The 16646-nt window shown below is 61.3% G+C and carries 16 protein-coding genes and 2 pseudogenes; 7 read left to right on the top strand and 11 right to left on the bottom strand.

Annotation, left to right across the window (positions count from 1 at the left end; translation table 11 throughout):
* Nucleotides 1–148, top strand: a pseudogene (locus AC1DPR_RS30540) (IS481 family transposase); the annotation flags it as partial.
* Here the strand turns inward: AC1DPR_RS30540 and AC1DPR_RS30535 are convergent.
* The 3 genes from AC1DPR_RS30535 to AC1DPR_RS30525 all read right to left on the bottom strand — a co-directional run bounded on the left by AC1DPR_RS30535 (nucleotide 145) and on the right by AC1DPR_RS30525 (nucleotide 2575).
* Nucleotides 145–834, bottom strand: coding sequence for a response regulator transcription factor (locus AC1DPR_RS30535; protein ID WP_477817869.1), 690 nt, complete (start codon nucleotides 832–834; stop codon nucleotides 145–147). The pseudogene AC1DPR_RS30540 and the gene AC1DPR_RS30535 overlap by 4 nt on opposite strands.
* A 202-nt stretch (nucleotides 835–1036) precedes the next feature.
* Nucleotides 1037–1699, bottom strand: coding sequence for a sulfite oxidase-like oxidoreductase (locus tag AC1DPR_RS30530; protein WP_026372056.1), 663 nt, complete (start codon nucleotides 1697–1699; stop codon nucleotides 1037–1039).
* A 60-nt stretch (nucleotides 1700–1759) separates the two neighbouring features.
* Complete coding sequence (locus AC1DPR_RS30525; protein ID WP_018859240.1) at nucleotides 1760–2575, bottom strand: helix-turn-helix domain-containing protein; 816 nt, start codon at nucleotides 2573–2575, stop codon at nucleotides 1760–1762.
* Nucleotides 2576–2767: 192 nt separating this feature from the next.
* Between AC1DPR_RS30525 and AC1DPR_RS30520 the strand changes: the two genes are divergently transcribed.
* From AC1DPR_RS30520 to AC1DPR_RS30495, 6 genes are all read left to right on the top strand, one after another.
* A complete protein-coding gene (locus AC1DPR_RS30520) occupies nucleotides 2768–3868 on the top strand; it encodes an ABC transporter ATP-binding protein (RefSeq protein ID WP_018859241.1) in 1101 nt (366 codons plus the stop codon).
* Nucleotides 3869–3891: 23 nt separating this feature from the next.
* A complete protein-coding gene (locus AC1DPR_RS30515; RefSeq protein WP_018859242.1) occupies nucleotides 3892–5055 on the top strand; it encodes a polyamine ABC transporter substrate-binding protein in 1164 nt (387 codons plus the stop codon).
* Nucleotides 5056–5138: 83 nt separating this feature from the next.
* Nucleotides 5139–6005 (top strand): ABC transporter permease, encoded by an 867-nt coding sequence (locus AC1DPR_RS30510; protein ID WP_477817868.1) that lies wholly within the window; start codon nucleotides 5139–5141, stop codon nucleotides 6003–6005.
* Nucleotides 6005–6817 carry an ABC transporter permease gene (locus AC1DPR_RS30505; RefSeq protein ID WP_018859244.1) on the top strand — a complete coding sequence of 271 codons (813 nt, stop codon included), beginning with the start codon at nucleotides 6005–6007 and terminating at the stop codon, nucleotides 6815–6817. Before AC1DPR_RS30510 ends, AC1DPR_RS30505 begins: the two co-directional genes overlap by 1 nt.
* Nucleotides 6818–6829: 12 nt before the next feature.
* Nucleotides 6830–7591, top strand: a complete 762-nt coding sequence (locus tag AC1DPR_RS30500) for an SDR family NAD(P)-dependent oxidoreductase (RefSeq protein ID WP_018117122.1) — start codon at nucleotides 6830–6832, stop codon at nucleotides 7589–7591.
* Nucleotides 7592–7695: 104 nt separating this feature from the next.
* Nucleotides 7696–8871, top strand: coding sequence for a M20 aminoacylase family protein (locus tag AC1DPR_RS30495; RefSeq protein ID WP_113471972.1), 1176 nt, complete (start codon nucleotides 7696–7698; stop codon nucleotides 8869–8871).
* Nucleotides 8872–8933: 62 nt separating this feature from the next.
* On the opposite strand, the gene AC1DPR_RS30490 is transcribed toward AC1DPR_RS30495, so the two are convergent.
* From AC1DPR_RS30490 to AC1DPR_RS30455, 8 genes and pseudogenes are all read right to left on the bottom strand, one after another.
* Nucleotides 8934–10724 (bottom strand): adenine deaminase, encoded by a 1791-nt coding sequence (locus AC1DPR_RS30490; RefSeq protein WP_477817867.1) that lies wholly within the window; start codon nucleotides 10722–10724, stop codon nucleotides 8934–8936.
* Nucleotides 10721–11641, bottom strand: a complete 921-nt coding sequence (locus AC1DPR_RS30485; protein WP_018859247.1) for a nucleoside hydrolase — start codon at nucleotides 11639–11641, stop codon at nucleotides 10721–10723. Before AC1DPR_RS30485 ends, AC1DPR_RS30490 begins: the two co-directional genes overlap by 4 nt.
* A gap of 4 nt (nucleotides 11642–11645) precedes the next feature.
* The gene (locus AC1DPR_RS30480) at nucleotides 11646–12671 is read right to left on the bottom strand and encodes an ABC transporter ATP-binding protein (RefSeq protein ID WP_018859248.1); all 1026 of its coding nucleotides are present in this window, start codon (nucleotides 12669–12671) and stop codon (nucleotides 11646–11648) included.
* Nucleotides 12664–13443, bottom strand: a complete 780-nt coding sequence (locus tag AC1DPR_RS30475) for an ABC transporter permease (RefSeq protein ID WP_018859249.1) — start codon at nucleotides 13441–13443, stop codon at nucleotides 12664–12666. The genes AC1DPR_RS30480 and AC1DPR_RS30475 overlap by 8 nt, the downstream gene beginning before the upstream one ends.
* On the bottom strand, nucleotides 13440–14267 hold the full coding sequence (locus tag AC1DPR_RS30470; RefSeq protein ID WP_018859250.1) for an ABC transporter permease: 828 nt from the start codon (nucleotides 14265–14267) through the stop codon (nucleotides 13440–13442). The genes AC1DPR_RS30475 and AC1DPR_RS30470 overlap by 4 nt, the downstream gene beginning before the upstream one ends.
* A gap of 60 nt (nucleotides 14268–14327) precedes the next feature.
* Nucleotides 14328–15350, bottom strand: a complete 1023-nt coding sequence (locus tag AC1DPR_RS30465) for an ABC transporter substrate-binding protein (protein ID WP_477817866.1) — start codon at nucleotides 15348–15350, stop codon at nucleotides 14328–14330.
* 19 nt (nucleotides 15351–15369) lie between these two features.
* A complete protein-coding gene (locus AC1DPR_RS30460) occupies nucleotides 15370–16395 on the bottom strand; it encodes a LacI family DNA-binding transcriptional regulator (RefSeq protein WP_477817865.1) in 1026 nt (341 codons plus the stop codon).
* A gap of 117 nt (nucleotides 16396–16512) precedes the next feature.
* Nucleotides 16513–16646, bottom strand: a pseudogene (locus AC1DPR_RS30455) (IS110 family transposase); the annotation flags it as partial.

Genomic DNA, 16646 nt, shown 5'->3' with positions numbered 1-16646 from the left:
GGCCTTCGTCACTGCTTACAACTTCGCCAAACACCTCAAGGCGCTCCGATGGCGAACGCCCTATCAAGCAATCTGCAACGCCTGGACAAGGGACCCGTCAATCTTCAAAATCAATCCGCACCATCTCATTCCGGGACCACACACCTAGCTCTTCTCGATATCGCGGTCGAGGTGCGTCGCAATCAGCATGGCCGCGAGATGGACAGTGTTCTTCGCTCCGTAGCGCTCCTTCATGCGCTCCAGGCGGTGCTCGACCGTGCGGTGTGAAATGCCGAGGTCAGCGGCGATCTCCTTGGCCGTCGCGCCTTCCGTCAGGAGCTGCATCACGGCTTCATCGGTCGCATCCATGCGTGCTCGCTGCTGCGGCGGGTTGAACATGAAGCGGCCGTTCGAGACCGCCAGAAGCCAGGCTGGATGTTGCGCCGTTGTCTTTTGCGGAAGGATCAGCCGTTCGTATCCGATGTTGACGCCAAGCACCCGTGTCTTGACCAGTTCCATCGACGGCTTCTGCGTGGCAATCACCTCGCGATAACGCGGGATGACGGCCGTCTCCATGTAGCCCCGATCCTTGAATTCGCCGATGCGCTGATCGGCAAAGAGCTTGTTGATGTTCAGGATACGCGAACTGACGGTAGAAGAGCGCACGACCCTCAGATGCCATTGCAACGGATCGTCACCGTTGAGAACGACGAGCGTCATCCTCATCCGGATCGTCAGGAGCTCGAGGACGTCGCGATAGATGTCCTCTGGAGCGGCCGGCAGTTGCGGCGTGGTATGCAACCATGCGTCCAGCAGTTTCTGCGTGACAGTATGAAATGAAGTGTCCTTGTTCATCAATCCATGCGCGATATCTGGAATCGTTGCACTACGACAACCCAAAATGGGTACAGCTTTCAACAGCCGACCACGGCTGAATCGTCGTAAGGCATTAATATGAAAAATATATCGCTCGCTGCATCTATTTTGAAGCGAATTTCTCGGTGTGCGTTCTGCACGTTAAGCGGGTTCAGGCTGGAGGCGCCCGCGGCGTCCGGTTTCAATCATCCGAGTAGCGTTGTTCGCGCCAGGGGTCGCCGTACATGTGATAGCCGTTTTTTTCCCAGAAGCCTGATGCATCGGCCGGCAGCAGCTCGATACGGCGCAGCCACTTGGCGCTCTTCCAGAAATAGAGATGCGGAACGACGAGCCGCATGGGGCCGCCGTGATCGCGCGTCAGCGGCACACCTTCCCAGGAGGTTGCGAGGATGGCATCTTCTGCGGCGAAGTCGGAGAGCGGCAAGTTTGTCGTATAGCCATCATAGCTTGTCAGCATGACGTAGTGAGCTTCCGGATTCGGCATTGCCTGATCGAGCAGGTCGCGCGTCGAAACACCCTTCCACTTGTTGTCGTAGCGTGACCACGTCGTCACGCAATGAATGTCGGTGACCTTAGTGCTCTGCTCGAGCGCCTGGAAGGCGGTCCAGGTAAGATCAAGCGGGGTTTCGACCAGTCCACGGACTTCCAGGCTCCATGTGTCGGGCGCGATGATCGGGTGCTGGCCGAGATCAAGGATCGGCCAATCCTTGACGAGGTGCTGACCCGGCGGCAGGCGCTCGGTTTCCGGGCGACTGATGCGGCCGGTGAGGAATTTTCCTTCCTCGGCCCAGCGGCGCTTCGATCTCGTGAGCTTGCTGTCGGTCGGGGTTTGATCGTCGCTCATCGCTGGCCCTTTCGCGTTGCCGCAATAGGGCATCCAGGCTTCGAGACTGTCAAGCGTGCGTCACGACAGATTCTTGAGGTACAGCGAGAGGAGCTGTGTTTGCGACGATATGCCGAGCTTGCGGTAGACGTTGCGCCGATGAACCTTCACGGTCCCTGTCGAGATGTTGAGCTTCAGGCCGATCGACTCGGAGGAGTGCCCCTGAAGGACAAGATCGACGATCGCGGTCTCGCGGCTGGTGAGATTGAGATCACGCCACACCGCTTCGGCGGGCTGCAGGGCGCTTTCACTGGCGTTGCGTTTGCGGTTGCCGCGGGGTCTCGAATGCTGTTGCGCATCAAAGCGAGTTCCGAGCCCGGCCCAGTAGTGCCGAACCATGTTTGCGATCAATGGTTCGGCTTTCTTCAGCAAGGCAAATTCCGCAGGCGGGAAGGGCCCGGTCTTTTCCTTGCGCATAAGCGAAAGAACGATCGTGATATCGTCATCGGCCGTGACGAAGAAACCGATCTCCTCTGCAAGGCCTGTCTGGACGTAATAAGTCCGGTAGTACTCGCTGGAGAAGAACCGGTCTGGCGCCAGTTCCCGCATGCGAAACACGCCGGCGCGACGTTCATGGGCCGTGTGGTAGAACGGGTCGAGGAGGTAGGGGCCAGCCTGGTAGAGGGTCACGAAAATGATGTGCTCCTTCGGGTCGAAGGTGCTGTAGAGATCGATCGGCCGCTCCTTGCCGCGATAGGCGAAGACAACGACGTAGTCGAAGCTTACGAGCGCCGCCATCATCTCCCGGAAGGTCTCGCCGAATTCTGCATCGCCCATCGCCTGCCGGCCAATGGTGGCATTGAAGGCCCGAAATAGCGCCTCCAGGTCAGTGCTCATTTCCCGGAACCTCCTGATCGCCCCGCGCGGAAATCCGCTCCCCGTGTATATACCTTCCATGAAGGCTTTGCGGCTAGAATACCCCTCTCGGGGTATATACCGTGAGGGAAGGGCGCGCTTAGTCTTTCCACAACGACGGTGGCAAAAGGCAGCGCTAGACTGCCCAATCCAGACCAACCGCAGGGAACAGACGTGGCATCTGCTTCGACGAACGATATCGAATTCCGTTCGGTCACCAAGAATTATGGCCCGGTGATCGCCGTAACGGACATCAACCTCAATGTGCCGAAGGGTGCATTCCTCGCGTTGCTCGGCCCGTCGGGCTGCGGCAAGACCACTTGCCTGCGCATGATCGGCGGTTTCGAGCAGCCAAGCCAAGGTACTGTGCTGATCGACGGGCGCGAGATGAACGGTGTGCCGGCCTATCGGCGCCCGGTGAACATGGTCTTTCAGCATTATGCGTTGTTTCCGCATTTCGACGTCCGGCAGAACGTTGCTTATGGTCTGAAGCAGGTGCGGCCCAAGTTTGCGGCGGCCGAAATCGACCGGCGTGTCACTGAGGCGCTTGAAATGGTTCGGCTCGGCGGCTTCGCCAAGCGCCGCATCCACGAAATGTCTGGTGGACAGCAGCAGCGCGTGGCGCTCGCTCGCGCGATCGTCAACCGTCCGTCGGTGCTGCTCCTGGACGAACCGCTGGCTGCGCTCGACAAGAAGCTACGCTCCGCCATGCAGATCGAATTGCAGACATTGCAACGCGAACTTGGCATCACCTTTGTTCTGGTCACCCATGATCAGGAAGAAGCGCTCTCTATGGCGGATATCGTCTGCGTGATGAGCGCGGGGCGGATTCGCCAGCTGGGCTCGCCGCAGGAGGTCTATGACCGCCCGGCCGATTTGTTCGTAGCCGATTTCGTTGGCAAGACCAACCGGGTGAAGGCGACGATGGAGGCGGATGGCGCGACGCTGCGTCTTGCGGACGGTTCCGCAATCGCCGCGGGGATCCGGGCGGGTGTTTCAACGGGCGAGGCAATCGTCGCGATCCGGCCGGAATCGATCCGCCTGACACGCATGCAGGCGCCCGATATCGCAAGCTTCAAAGGCACGGTGACCCACCGCATCTTCCTGGGGTCATCGGCGGAATATGCCGTCACGGTGCCGGGGCTCGGTGACTTTCTGGTGACCGCCGACCGCCGCAGCATGAACGAAAGCGATCTGGTCGAGCCCGGCGAGGCCGTCTACCTCGGCTTTGATCCCGGCGCGGCCCATGTCTTCTCAGCATCAAGTGCAGCCTAAAATCAAAACAAGGGAACAGCATCATGAGCAAAGACTATAAGGATAACCTTCCCATTTCAGCCAACGGCTTCATGGACGAGTTCATGCGGCTCAAGCGTGGCTCTGTCAGCCGCCGCCACTTCCTCGGCATCACCGGCCTCGGTCTTGCGACCGCCGTGATGTCGCGCTTCCCAGGTGCCTTGTCGACGCCAGCCTATGCCGGCGAAGACCTCGGCACGCAGATGTCGATCGCGACCTGGCCGAACTACCATGATCCGGCGACATTCGAGAACTTCAAGGCGGCAACCGGCGTGGCCGTCGAAGTCAACGTGTTCGGTTCGAACGAGGAAATGCTGGCGAAGCTGCAGGCGGGCGCTTCCGGCTGGTCGCTTTTCGTGCCGACCAACTACACGATTTCCACCTACCACAAGCTCGGCCTGATTGACGAACTCGACCTCTCGAAGATTGTCAATTTCAGCCAGTCGACGGAGAGCCCGCGTTTTACCAAGGAAGGCCAGATCGACGGCAAGACCTACGCTCTACCGAAGAACTGGGGCACGACCGGATTCTCGGTCAACACCTCCAAGATCAAGGCGAAGCCCACGAGCTGGAAGGATTTCTTCGAGGTCGCGCAGACAGAAGCTGATGGCCGCGCCATGGTGCATGACTACCAGCTGACGACGATCGGCAGCGCGCTGGTGTCGCTGGGCTATGGTTTCAACTCGATCAAGCCGGAGGAGCTTGCGAAGGCCGAGGAGCTGCTGATCAAGGTGAAACCGCATCTCTTCGCCATCAACTCCGACTATCAGCCGGCCATGCGCGCCACGGACGCCTGGATGACGATGTGCTGGACGAACGACGGTGCGCAGCTTAATCGCGACATGCCTGAGCTTGCCTACATCCTCGGAACGGACGGTGGTGAAATCTGGACCGACTACTATGCGATCCCGAAGGACGCTCCGAACAAGGCGGCAGGCTATGCTCTTCTCAACTACCTGATGGATCCCGCGAACGCGGTGAAGGAGCATATCGCCAACGGCGCGCCGACCACCGATAGCCGCGTCATTTCGTTGCTGCCGAAGGAGATCACCTCAAACAAGATCGTCTATCCGGATGAAGCATCGCTGACGCCTCTGGAGTTCGGCGCCGCTATAACCCTGACGGATCCGGGTCGCGCCGAGTTGATGGCGCGGTTCAAGTCGGCGTGACCAGCCTGCCGTCATGCAATGCCTCTTCCCGGTTTCGGGAGGAGGCAAGCCTCCTCGTGGTCACCAACCAGCGAACCTCCAGAATGGCTCTGTCACCGGACACCAGAAAACGCCTGATCACCGCGGCCCTCGTTGCGCCGGCGAGCGCGTGGCTGTTCGTCTTTTTGGTCCTGCCGTTCATTGCCATCGTTGTGTTCTCCTTCGGCGAGCGGGCGCCGGAAGGCGGTTACCAAGCGGCATTTACGTTTGCCCAATTTGCCAATCTCGGATCCCGTGCGGCCGCCTTCAAGAACACGCTGGTGCTTGCGCCGATTGGGTCCTTCGTCTGCCTGTTGGTGGCCTATCCGGTCGCCTACTACCTGGCGGTGAAGGTAAGCCCGCAGTATCGGTTGTTGCTGGTGTCACTCGTCGTAGTGCCTTTCTGGACCAGTCTTCTCGTTCGCACCTATGCGTGGATGTATATCCTCGGCGCGCGGGGCATCCCGCATCTCCTGGAATTTGTCGGCATCGAGAATGTACGGCTTCTGAACACGCCGGGGGCTGTCCTTCTCGGCATCGTCTATGGCTACCTGCCGCTGATGATCATGCCGATCTACGTCAGCCTGGAAAAGCTGGACCGCCGGTTGCTGGAAGCTTCAGCGGACCTCGGAGCAAGACCGCTGTCGACTTTCTTCGGCATAACGCTGCCGCTGTCGTTGCCGGGCGTGATGACCGGCGTGGCGCTGGTCACCATCCTGTTGCTCGGTGAGTACCTGATCCCGCAGCTGCTGGGCGGCGGCAAGGTGTTCTTTATCGGGAACGCGCTGGTCGACCTCTTCCTGCAGTCGCGCAACTGGCCGTTCGGCTCCGCGATCGCCGTCACCCTCGTTGTCGTCGTCGTCATCGTGCTTCTCGTCGCCATGCGCATCGCCTGGCGCGTTGCGGGTACCCGCCAGGTGGTTCTTGTCTGATGCGTGGGCTTGTTACGGCTGTCTATCTGTTTCTCTACACACCGATCGCGCTGGTGGTGTTGTTCTCGTTCAATGCGGGCCGCAACGCTTCCGATTTCACGGGCTTTTCCACGCAATGGTACGGTAAGGCGCTCTCGAACACCTTCCTCATGGAGGCTCTGCAAAACAGCCTCATCATAGCCCTGACCAGCGCTGCACTAGCGGCGATCTTCGGCACCATGGCCGCGCTCGGCATGGAGCGGCTTGGCGCCAAGACACGGGCCGTGTTCGATGGCCTGTTTGCCGCAGCTATCGTCGTTCCGGGGGTTGTGATCGGCATCGCGACGCTGGTTGCCCTGGTTGAAGTCTTCGGTTTCATCAATCCGGCATTGGCAGCGATTTGGCCCGGCAATCAACCGCCAAAGCTGACGCTCGGCTACGGTTCGATCATCGCCGCACACGGGCTTTTTACCATGGCCCTGGTGACGATGATCGTGAAGGCGCGCATCGCCAGCCTCGGGCGCGATATCGTCGAAGCGTCGAGTGATCTCTACGCGACGCCGCTGACGACCTTTCGCCAGATCGTGCTGCCGCAGATCCTGCCGTCGATCCTGGCCGGTTTCCTGCTCGCTTTCACCTTCTCCTTCGATGACTTCATCATCGCGTTCTTCGTCGCCGGGTCGAACACGACGCTGCCGATCTACGTCTTTGCCTCGATCCGTCGCGGCGTGACGCCCGAGATCAACGCAATCGCCACGATGGTGCTCATCGCATCGCTTGCCCTCATTCTCATCGCGCGTTTCCTTATGCGCGAAAGGACAACAACAACCTAATTGGGAAACACCATGATCCTCAAGAACCGTGTTGCAATCGTCACCGGTGCCGGGTCCGGCATCGGTCAGGCCGGCGCGCTCGTCATGGCGAAACAGGGCGCCCATGTCGTCGTCGCCGACATCGACTTCATGAATGCCGAGGAGACCGTCAGCCGGATCCGTAGGTGTGGCGGCAGCGCCGAAAGCATGGTGCTTGATGTCACCGACGACAAGGCGCTGGAAGCAGGCATTGCCGCGATTGCCGAACATCATGGCCGCATCGACATCCTTCACAACCATGCCGGTGCGCAGGTCGCCGGCGATCTGGAGCAGGTCGCGATCGACGGTTTTGACAAGTCCTGGAGCTTGAATGTCCGCGCACATTTCATGGCCGCGCGCTTCGTCATGCCTGTCATGAAGAAGACGGGCAAAGGCGTCATTCTCAACACCTCATCCTCATCGGGCGTGCTCTACGATCGCGAGATGATCGCCTATACGACGACAAAGCACGCCGTCATCGCCATGACGCGGCAGATGGCGGGCGACTATGCCAGGTTCGGCATCCGCGTGAATGCGCTTTGCCCCGGCTGGGTGGATACGCCCTTCAACGAACCCTTCATTGCCCAGATGGGCGGGCGTGAGGCGATCGAAGCCTATATCGCTGAGAAGGTGCCACTTGGACGCTGGGCCGACGTGTCGGAGATCGCCGAGCCGATCCTCTTCCTCGTGTCGGACCGCTCCTCTTACATGACTGGGCAGATCCTCGTGGTCGACGGCGGGGAGACCGTCGTTTGAGCCGGTTGAGAAGGTTGAATTCCTAGGGCAATTGTTAAATAACGGATGGACTGTGACGGGCGCTGTTCTGGCGCCCGCTTGTATTTACAGGACATCCAAGGCCCATGCCCATTCCCGCCCGGATCGAGACCGATCTGCCCTTCCTGACTGGACTGCGTCGCGACCTGCATGCCCATCCAGAGCTTGGCTTCGAGGAGGAGCGCACGAGCGACATCGTCGCGCAGTTGCTCGAAGACGCAGGCATCAAGGTGCATCGCGGCCTCGGCGGCACCGGCGTTGTCGGTACACTGCCGGTCGGCAATGGCACGCGGACAATCGGGTTGCGGGCGGATATGGATGCGCTTGCGATGCCGGAGATGGCGGATCGTCCGTATAAGTCAAAATTTAGTGGCAAGATGCATGCCTGCGGACATGACGGGCACACAACAATGCTGCTCGGCGCGGCACGATATCTGGCGGCAACGCGTGACTTCTCCGGAACCGTGCATTTCATCTTCCAGCCGGCCGAGGAGGGGAGGGGCGGCGCGCGCAGGATGGTCGAGGAGGGTCTGTTCGAACTGTTCCCCTGCGATGCCGTCTACGGGCTTCACAATATGCCGGGCCTTGCCGTCGATGAGATCGCTGTAGTCGAAGGCCCTCAATTGGCATCGTCAGACAGTTGGCGCGTGACCTTACGGGGCACCGGGACGCACGGCGCCAAGCCGCATCTCGGCAAGGATCCGATCACCGCTGCCGGCACCTTCCTGACCTCATTGCAGACGATTGTCGGGCGCGTCGTCGATCCGCTGCAGCCGGCCGTCATTAGCGCCTGCTCGCTGCAGGCCGGCGACCCCAAGGCGTTGAACGTCATACCCGATATCGTCGAGATCGGCGGCACCGCCCGGGCCTATTCGCCTGAAGTTCGCGATCAACTCGAGGAAGAGATCGGCCGGCTTGCGAATGGCACGGCGGCGATGTTCGGCATTGCGGTCGACTACCAGTTCGAACGACGTATTCCGCCCGTGGTCAACGACAGCGACGCGACCGCGCGTGCGCTCGGCGCCGCTAAGGCGGTCTTCGAGGGGAAGGTGCGCACGAGTTTCCCGCCCTCGACGGCAGGCGATGATTTCGCGTTCTTCGGCCAGAATGCGCCGGGATGTTACGTCTGGCTCGGGAACGGTCCTGCCGTCGATGGCGCCCTGCATCACAACACCGCTTATGACTTCAATGATCATGCGATTGGCTACGGCGCGGCCTTTTGGACAACGCTGGTCGAGCGCGAGCTGAAGGCCGCACTTTAATCGGTGGTTCGCGGACCTCGATGACTTAGCCGACCGCAGCTGGGGCACAAGCCCAGCTGCTGCTACTCCTCGTGCTCGGGGGTCTCGATCACTGGGCTTTCGAGCACTTGGCCTGTAAGGACGTCGGCGATCCCCCGATCGGTCTGATGCGGGCCGACGTTGCAGGCAAGCGTTGCGCCGAAGCAGGCCTTGAAGACGAGATAGGGCGGCTTCCAGTCGACGATCTTTTCCATCGCCTTTCGGATCGCCCGGAAGGACGCGGCCGTTTCTTCCAATGGCGCGTTGGTGACCAAGCCGGACACCGGCAAGGGTAGAAGCGCTTCAATCTGGCCATCTCTGGCGACAGCCATGCCGCCGCCCGCTGATATCACCGCGTTGGCGGCGACCGCCATGTCGCGTGCATTGCCGCCGAAGACCGTGAGGTTGTGGCTGTCGTGGGACACCGTCGTGCAGAAGGCTCCGCGCCATTCTCCCCAACCTGTCAGGAAGCCGACGCGCGGCCGACCGTCGACCTTGCCGTGCCGATGCGCGACCGCGATCATGGTGCTCCCGACCGGCGGCACGATGAAGCCGCCGTCGACGCCGGTTTCCGCCTCGCCCCACTGTGTGAAACGGGGGCGGTCAATCGTGGCGACACGAACGCGCTTGCCGGTGGCGGGAACCCTGAAGTCATCTTCCGCCAGGGCGGTCAGCTTGATCGAATTTTGTAGCGCGACGGTATCGAACGAGCGCAACTGGGCGTTCATTTCGCCCGATGTCGAGACGATTGCGCCATTGGCGATGACGGCTTTCGTGGCGAAACCAACGAGGTCTTCGAAGAGCACGATATCGGCGCGTCTGCCGGCGGCAATCAAGCCAAGATCCGAACGCTTCAATCGCTGCGCTGCATTGAAGGTGGCGGCCCGCAGCGCCCATTCCGGTTTCATGCCATAGCGGACGAGCCGTCGGATGACATCGTCAAGACCTCCGCCGTCCTTCAGTTCGTCGGGGAAGACGTCGTCCGTGCAGAGCGTGACCGTCGATGGCAGATGGCCGATTCCGTTGAGCGCGGTTACGAACTCCTGCAGCAGATAGTCATGCGAGCCGCGAAGCTCGATGGTCAGTCCGGCGGCCAGCTTCTGCAGCAGGTCCGCGCTCGAGGTCAATTCGTGATCGGAGCTGACACCGGCAGCCATGAAGGCGTTCAGGTCAGCGCATTCAAGTCCGCGCGCATGGCCGCAAATGAGTTTTTCCGAAGCGAGGCCGGCATTCACAATATCAGTCATGCGGGGATCGCCGTCGATCACGCCGCGCATATTCATGACCTCGGCTACACCGCCGATGCCAGGCCACCGCAGCATTTCGGCGATGACCGATGCGTCGAAATCGGCGCCGGCGACTTCAAGCCCCGGAGCGGAAGGAACGCAGGAAGGCGCGAGAACAATGGTACGGAGGGGCAGGCACCGGGACGCTTCGATTGCCCAGCGCACGCCGTCCAGGCCATGCACGTTGCCAAATTCGTGCGGATCCCAGACGACAGTCGTCACGCCGCGCGGAACGACGGCTGCCGCATAGGCGGCGGGCGTCACCATCGAGCTTTCGATATGCATGTGCGTATCGATGAGGCCTGGCGAAACGATGCTGCCTGTTGCGTCGACGGTCTTGGCAGCGTCGGTGCGGCTGCCCGGTGCGTGGACGCTTGCGATGAGCGGTCCAACGACGCCGATGTCGGCGTCGCGGGTCAGGCCGGTGACGACATCGAGCAGGCGTCCGCCCGAGATCAGCAGGTCGAAAGGCGCACCACCGCGCGCGGCGGCGACGGCACGGGCGCGAAGTGCGGGATCGTTGAGATCCTTCGTTTCGGCGGTGCTCATCGGCCGGCCTCATCGATCAGTGCGCCGAGGATCAGGGCGCGGGCCTTTTCAGTGTCGATATCGACGGCGTATTTGGCGTTGAAAGTTGCATGCGTCGCCCGGGTCTCCACCACGGTGCGGCCACGCGAATGTTGACCCTGCAATTCGGCGTCGATGCGCGCCGGGCGGAAAGTAACGATGTCGGGTGCGACGAAGGCGACTGCGGCTGATGGGTCGTAGATCGCCATTCCCGGTCTGCCGCGGCTGGTTCCGATGCCGATGTAGCCGTCGAGCATATCGGCGATAAGGGGCGCGTTGGCGCCACCGGCGTCTCGCACCGGGCCGACGTCGTCAGGAGTCGCGATAACCTTGCGGCAAAGATCGAGATCGACCATGCGCAGCGGCAGATTATGGGCGAGAACGATGGCGAGGGCTTCCGGGTCGGCCAGCGCGTTGAACTCGGCCGATGCCGTGTGATTTCCTGCGGTGACGCCGCCACCCATCCAGGTGAGTTCGGTGATACGGGCTGCGAGGTCCGGGCATGCCAGTGCGAGGGCGGCGAGATTGGTCAACGGGCCGAGAGCCAGGATCCGGTGCGGGCCATTGGTCTCTAGCCAGCGGCAGAGCGCAGCGAATGCATCGCCTTCCGGCAAGGCCGGCGCGGCGGGCAGACCTTGGCCCGATGTCGGAATACCTGTTTCGCCGAGGATCGCCTGGGCGGTTTCGAGCGAGCCGAGAACTGGCATGGCACGGCCGGTGTGGATCGGGAAAGTCCAGCCGAAGGCCTTGGCAGCACCTGATGCGTTGACGCGCACCTGCGCCAGCGGCGTGTTGCCGAAGACAAGCGAGACGCCTGCGATGTCGAGCTTCGCGTGTGTCACCACGAGGATCGCGGCGATATCGTCAAAGCCCATGTCGGTGTCGATCCAGACGCCCATGATGTTACCTGTAGCGTGAGAGCGGCGCTGCTGCGGCAAGCGGCAGGTCGAATGGAAGTGTCGAGCCGATCGCATGCGTCGGCAGTTCGGCATCGACCTCGGCCTTGATGGGGCCAAGCGGCGTGTCGAGCAGATATTCGCGGGTGTTGCCGGCAAACGAGGTGCCGCGCACGGTGCCCTGGTAAGGACCTGAACCAAGGTTCACCATGCGCGGACGCCAGGCCAGGCCCTTTGCGGCCTGTGGCGCTGGACCGGAAAGCTCGACCGATGTGGTGGATGTCGCGAGCTTGCCGTTTTCCAGCGCAAAGACGTTTTCGAAGCCCACGAAATCGGCGACGAAGGCCGAGACGGGCTTATTGTAGATTTCCTCCGGTGTACCGACCTGCTCGATGCCGCCGTTCAGCATCACCACGATCCGGTCGGCGAGAGCGAGCGCCTCGATCTGATCGTGGGTGACGAAGATCATCGTGACGCCGGTTTCCTTCTGGACGCGCTGCAGCTCGGCGCGCATTTCGAGGCGCAGGCGGGCGTCGAGATTGGAAAGGGGCTCATCGAGCAAGAGAACTTTCGGCTCCATGACCATGGAACGGGCAAGGGCCACACGCTGCTGCTGGCCGCCGGAGAGTTCGGCGGGTTTGCGATCGGCAAACTTGGCAAGGCCGACTGATTTGATGCCGGCGCTGACCTTGCCATCGAGATCCTTGCCGCCGATGCCCTTCAGGCGCAAGCCGAAGGCGACGTTCTCGTAGACCGTCAGATGCGGGAAGAGGGCGTAGGACTGGAAGACGAGCCCGACATTGCGCTTGTTGGCGGAAACGCGGGTGATGTCCGACCCGTCGAGGGTGATGCGGCCGGAACTCGGGTTCAGCAGGCCGGCGATGGAGCGCATCGTCGTGGTCTTGCCGCAGCCGGAGGGGCCGAGGAGGGCGACGAGTTCACCTTTCCTGATCGTAAGATCCAGATCCTTCACCGCGACCGTATCGCCGTAGGCAAGCGTCAGCTTGTCGAGTTTGAGATAGGCGTCAGACATAACGAGAGAATCCCAGGAAGCGTTCGGCAAGGAAGACGATGCCGATGGAAAGGAAGGCAAGCAGCGAGGAGAGAGCCGCGATCGACGGATCGTACGTGGTCTCCATGTAGCCCAGCATGTCGATCGGCAGGGTGCGGACGCCCGGACCGGAGAGGAAGAGCGAGACCGGAACCTGATTGAAGCTCGTCACGAAGCCAAGGATGAAGGCCGCCAGGATGCCGCCGCGGATATTTGGCATGACGACGCGGAAGAAGGCGCCAACGCGTGAGGAACCGAGCAGGACGGCAGCTTCTTCCATATCCGAGCGCAGGTTGTTGAGGCTGGCTGACACGACGCGCACGGCGTAGGGCAGCACGAGCGCCGTGTGCGCCATGAACAGGGCCAGCGTGATGTTGAAGCCGAAGGGCACGACGAGATAGCGCAGCAGGGCCAGACCGACGATGATGCCGGGTACGATGATCGGCAGCGAGACGATGGTGCGCACCGTTTCGCCGAAGGGCAACTTGTAGCGCGACAGTGCGTAGGCGGCGGGAATGCCGAGCACGAGCGCTGTCAGCGTGCCGAAGACGGCAAGGAACATCGACATGGCGAAGCTCTCGCGGAAGCTGTCGATGGTGAAGACCTTGGCGACCCATTTCAGGGAAAGACCCTGCGGCGGGAAGGCGAGTGTGTCGCCAGCCGAGAGCGATGCGGCGATGATGATCAGGAACGGGCCGATCAGGAAGATCAGCAAAAGGCCGAGAACCAGCGGAGAGAGAATACGGGCGGTCATCGCTTGTTCCTCGCCGTGGCAAGGCGCTTGAGCAGGATGTTGGCGGCAAAGCTCATGACGATCAGCATGAAGGCGATGACGCTTGCCGAGACGAAGTTGTTGGCCACCGACACCTGCTGATAGAGCAGCGTTTCCAGCATCAGCACCTTCGAGCCGCCAAGCACGGCAGGCGTAATGTAGGCGGTAAGCGATCCAGTGAAGACGAGCGTGCCGCCGACGACGAGGCCTTCGCGGGTGACCGGCAGGATCACCTTCCAGAACACCTGGAACCAGTTGGCACCGAGCACGCGGGCGGCGGGAATGGCGTCCTTCGGCATGTTCTCGAGGGCGCTGATCAGCGACAGAATCATCAGCGGCAGGAAGAGCTGCAGCAGACCGATGAAGACCGCGGTTTCGGTGAAGAGCAGGCGCAGCGGGCCGTCGCTGAGGCCGAGGCCCTGGATGGCCTGGTTGACGATGCCGGTGCGGCCGAGGATGACGATCCAGGCGTAGGTGCGGGCAACCGGCGAGATCATCAGCGGCAAGGTGACGAGGCCGATCACCCGGCCCTTGCCCTTCGGCGGCAGGTTGACGATTGCGAAGGCGGCGGCATAGCCGATGACAGCCGAAACCGCTGTCACCTCAAGCCCTAAGCGGAAGGTCCGCAAAAAGACAGTACGGTTCAGCGACTCGGAAAAGAAGCCGGTATAGGCGCTGAGCGTCCAGCTGCCGTCGATGCGGAAGCCTTCGGAGAGGAGGACGACAACGGGCAGCAGGAAGACCAGCGCGGCAAAGACTGCTGCGGGCAGGGCAAGCGCCAGGGCTTCTGCGCGGTTCTGAAACATGAAGCGACTTTCGACGGATGGAAGGGCCGGCTCCCGCAAGCCTGGGAGCCAGCTTGGAAATTACTGACCGACCTTTTCGTTCCATTCCTTCAGCCAGGCGGCGCGGTTGTCGAGCGCGGCTGCTGACGGGATGAGCTTCAGGCTCTTGGCGGTTTCTTCGCCGTAGGTCAGGTTGTTGGCGGCTTCTTCGGAGAGCTTGACCTCCTTGTTCGCCGGGCTGTCGACGAGCTTTTCAGCAAGCTTCGTCTGGATTTCGGTGGAGAGCCAGAAGTCCATGAACTGCAGGGCGAGATCACGGTTCTGCGAGCCCTTGGTGACGACCATCACGTTCATGCCGCCAGTCTGGCCTTCCTTGGGCGTTGCCCATGCGACGGGAACGTCGAGCTTGGTGAAGCCTGCCCAGGAAAAACGGCCGATCGGGGCGGCCCAGATTTCCTCCTGCTGCATCAGCTGCACGAGCTGCGAGGACTTCTCATAGAAAGTGACGATCTCGTCCTTCTTCTCGCCGAGCGCCTCGATCGGCGCCTTCAGGTCCGGGTGGTCGCTGCCGAGCGCCTGGCCGAGCATGAAGAGCGCCGGAGGGCCCTGGTTGGTGGTGACGTTCGGGAAGGCGACATGACCAACATATTCAGGCTTCAGCAAGTCTGCCCAGGACTCGATCTTCATCTTGTCGGAGCGGTAGGCGATCGACGTGGCATAGAAGGTATAGCCGACGCTCATGCCGTCGCCATTCGGATCCTTGGCGAGGTCGTAGAGCTTCCCGAAATTGGAGAGCTTCGAAGTATCAATCTTGTCGATCAGGTCCTTGCGCGAGGCTGAAAGGGCATCGGCCATGGAGACGACAGCCATGTCGATGACGGGGCTCGCCTTGTTGGCCTCCATCTTGGCAAGTCGCTCGACGCTGTTGCCGGTCTCGACCACGAGCTTGCAGCCGCACTTCGCCTCGAAGGGGTCGTAGACGATGGCCTTGAAGTCATCCTGAGCGAAGGCATAGACGGAAATCGTCAGCGTCTTCTCCTCTGCCTTTGCGGCGAGGGGCCACAGCGCCAATAGCGCGGCCGAAGCGATGAGGGCATTCTTCATGTCAGCTGTTCTCCGTCTGTCAGGATATTCGTGTTGGGTCCGCCGGCCCGGAGGACTGGCGAACGATCAGTTGCATTGGAACTCGGTCGGCCTCGGACGTGACAAGTACGCCCTCGCGGCTGCCTCGCGTCTGTATGGTCTGCAGTAGCGATGAAATCGCGATCTCCGCGATCGTGTGCATGTCCATCGCCACCGTCGTCAGGGATGGCGTGATGACCGGCGACCAGATGAGATCGTCGAAACCGGTAACGCTCGCCATGCTGGGCACATCGATGCCGTCACGCTGCAACTCTGTGAGGGCTCGCAGCGCCTGCAGGTCTGACAGTGCGGCGAATGCCGTGTAGCCCTCACGCACTTTCTCAGCGAGGCCGAGGCTGCAGCCGCCGCCGTTTTGCCGTTCCAGCGTCTCGATCCAGAGGGTTGCCGAACTCATCCCGGGACGGAGACCTGAACGGATTCCTCCCACGCGATCGTTCTGGACGTTTGAGACGGGATTGTTGCCGATGATAAGGACACGTCGGTGCCCAAGCTCGGCTAGATGATTGGCGATCGCCCAGCCGCCTTGCATGTGATCGGCGGCAACGGTGTTGCCCGGCGTGGACGCTGTATCAATGACCGCGACGGGACAGGCCGCGGCGGAAATTCGAGTGGCCCGGCGCGGTACTATCACCATGCCCTCGACGCCACGCTCGATCAGTCGGTTGATTGCCTCGGTCTGCGTTGCAACGTCGCCTCGGGAGTCGGCGATCAGCACGCCGTAGCCCGCCGCGCTGGCCGCGAATTCGATGGCCTGCGCAAGCTTGGGGAAAAGCGGGTTGGCGATATCAGGTAGAACCAGGCCAAGGACGCCGCTGCGGCCGGTACGCAATGCACGCCCTGCCTGGCTAGGGACATAGCCGAGTTCGGCCGCATGTTCCTTGATTTTCTCAGCCAGTTGTTCGGAAACACGACCCTTGCCCGAGAGCGCATTGGAGACTGTCGCGACGGAGACGCCAAGCGACGTTGCAATCCTGCTCAGATTCGGTCCAGGTCGCGTGGGAGGCATGGTTTCCTGTAGATTAATCGTTTAATCATTCGTACATCACGCCATTGGCCTTGTCGATTCCAAAATTGCCGCCGCGGTCAGTATTGATGCGGTGACATTAACAAAAAAGCAACGGTGTTAGGCGTCAATCACCGTTGCTCGATAGTCTCTCATTTTGGCATTGAGGATTATGATCATCCTTCGCATGACCGCGACGAGAGCGACCTTTCCGGGCTTTCCTTTCGCTTTCAGTCGTTCGAAGACGGCCTTCA

The sequence above is a fragment of the Rhizobium sp. 01T417 genome (genome assembly GCF_056398905.1).
Note: the sequence above shows the minus strand (reverse complement) of the source record. Positions and strands in the feature narration are given on the sequence as shown.

Bases quoted from the DNA above. Each gene is read 5' to 3' on its own strand.
- AC1DPR_RS30490 (WP_477817867.1), bottom strand. From the start codon at position 10,724: ATGAGCACCGCCGAAACGAAGGATCTCAACGATCCCGCACTTCGCGCC.
- AC1DPR_RS30500 (WP_018117122.1), top strand. From the start codon at position 6,830: ATGATCCTCAAGAACCGTGTTGCAATCGTCACCGGTGCCGGGTCCGGC.
- AC1DPR_RS30510 (WP_477817868.1), top strand. From the start codon at position 5,139: ATGGCTCTGTCACCGGACACCAGAAAACGCCTGATCACCGCGGCCCTC.
- AC1DPR_RS30465 (WP_477817866.1), bottom strand. From the start codon at position 15,350: ATGAAGAATGCCCTCATCGCTTCGGCCGCGCTATTGGCGCTGTGGCCC.
- AC1DPR_RS30530 (WP_026372056.1), bottom strand. From the start codon at position 1,699: ATGAGCGACGATCAAACCCCGACCGACAGCAAGCTCACGAGATCGAAG.
- AC1DPR_RS30525 (WP_018859240.1), bottom strand. From the start codon at position 2,575: ATGAGCACTGACCTGGAGGCGCTATTTCGGGCCTTCAATGCCACCATT.
- AC1DPR_RS30475 (WP_018859249.1), bottom strand. From the start codon at position 13,443: ATGACCGCCCGTATTCTCTCTCCGCTGGTTCTCGGCCTTTTGCTGATC.
- AC1DPR_RS30470 (WP_018859250.1), bottom strand. From the start codon at position 14,267: ATGTTTCAGAACCGCGCAGAAGCCCTGGCGCTTGCCCTGCCCGCAGCA.
- AC1DPR_RS30485 (WP_018859247.1), bottom strand. From the start codon at position 11,641: ATGGGCGTCTGGATCGACACCGACATGGGCTTTGACGATATCGCCGCG.
- AC1DPR_RS30495 (WP_113471972.1), top strand. From the start codon at position 7,696: ATGCCCATTCCCGCCCGGATCGAGACCGATCTGCCCTTCCTGACTGGA.
- AC1DPR_RS30535 (WP_477817869.1), bottom strand. From the start codon at position 834: ATGAACAAGGACACTTCATTTCATACTGTCACGCAGAAACTGCTGGAC.
- AC1DPR_RS30515 (WP_018859242.1), top strand. From the start codon at position 3,892: ATGAGCAAAGACTATAAGGATAACCTTCCCATTTCAGCCAACGGCTTC.
- AC1DPR_RS30505 (WP_018859244.1), top strand. From the start codon at position 6,005: ATGCGTGGGCTTGTTACGGCTGTCTATCTGTTTCTCTACACACCGATC.
- AC1DPR_RS30460 (WP_477817865.1), bottom strand. From the start codon at position 16,395: ATGCCTCCCACGCGACCTGGACCGAATCTGAGCAGGATTGCAACGTCG.
- AC1DPR_RS30480 (WP_018859248.1), bottom strand. From the start codon at position 12,671: ATGTCTGACGCCTATCTCAAACTCGACAAGCTGACGCTTGCCTACGGC.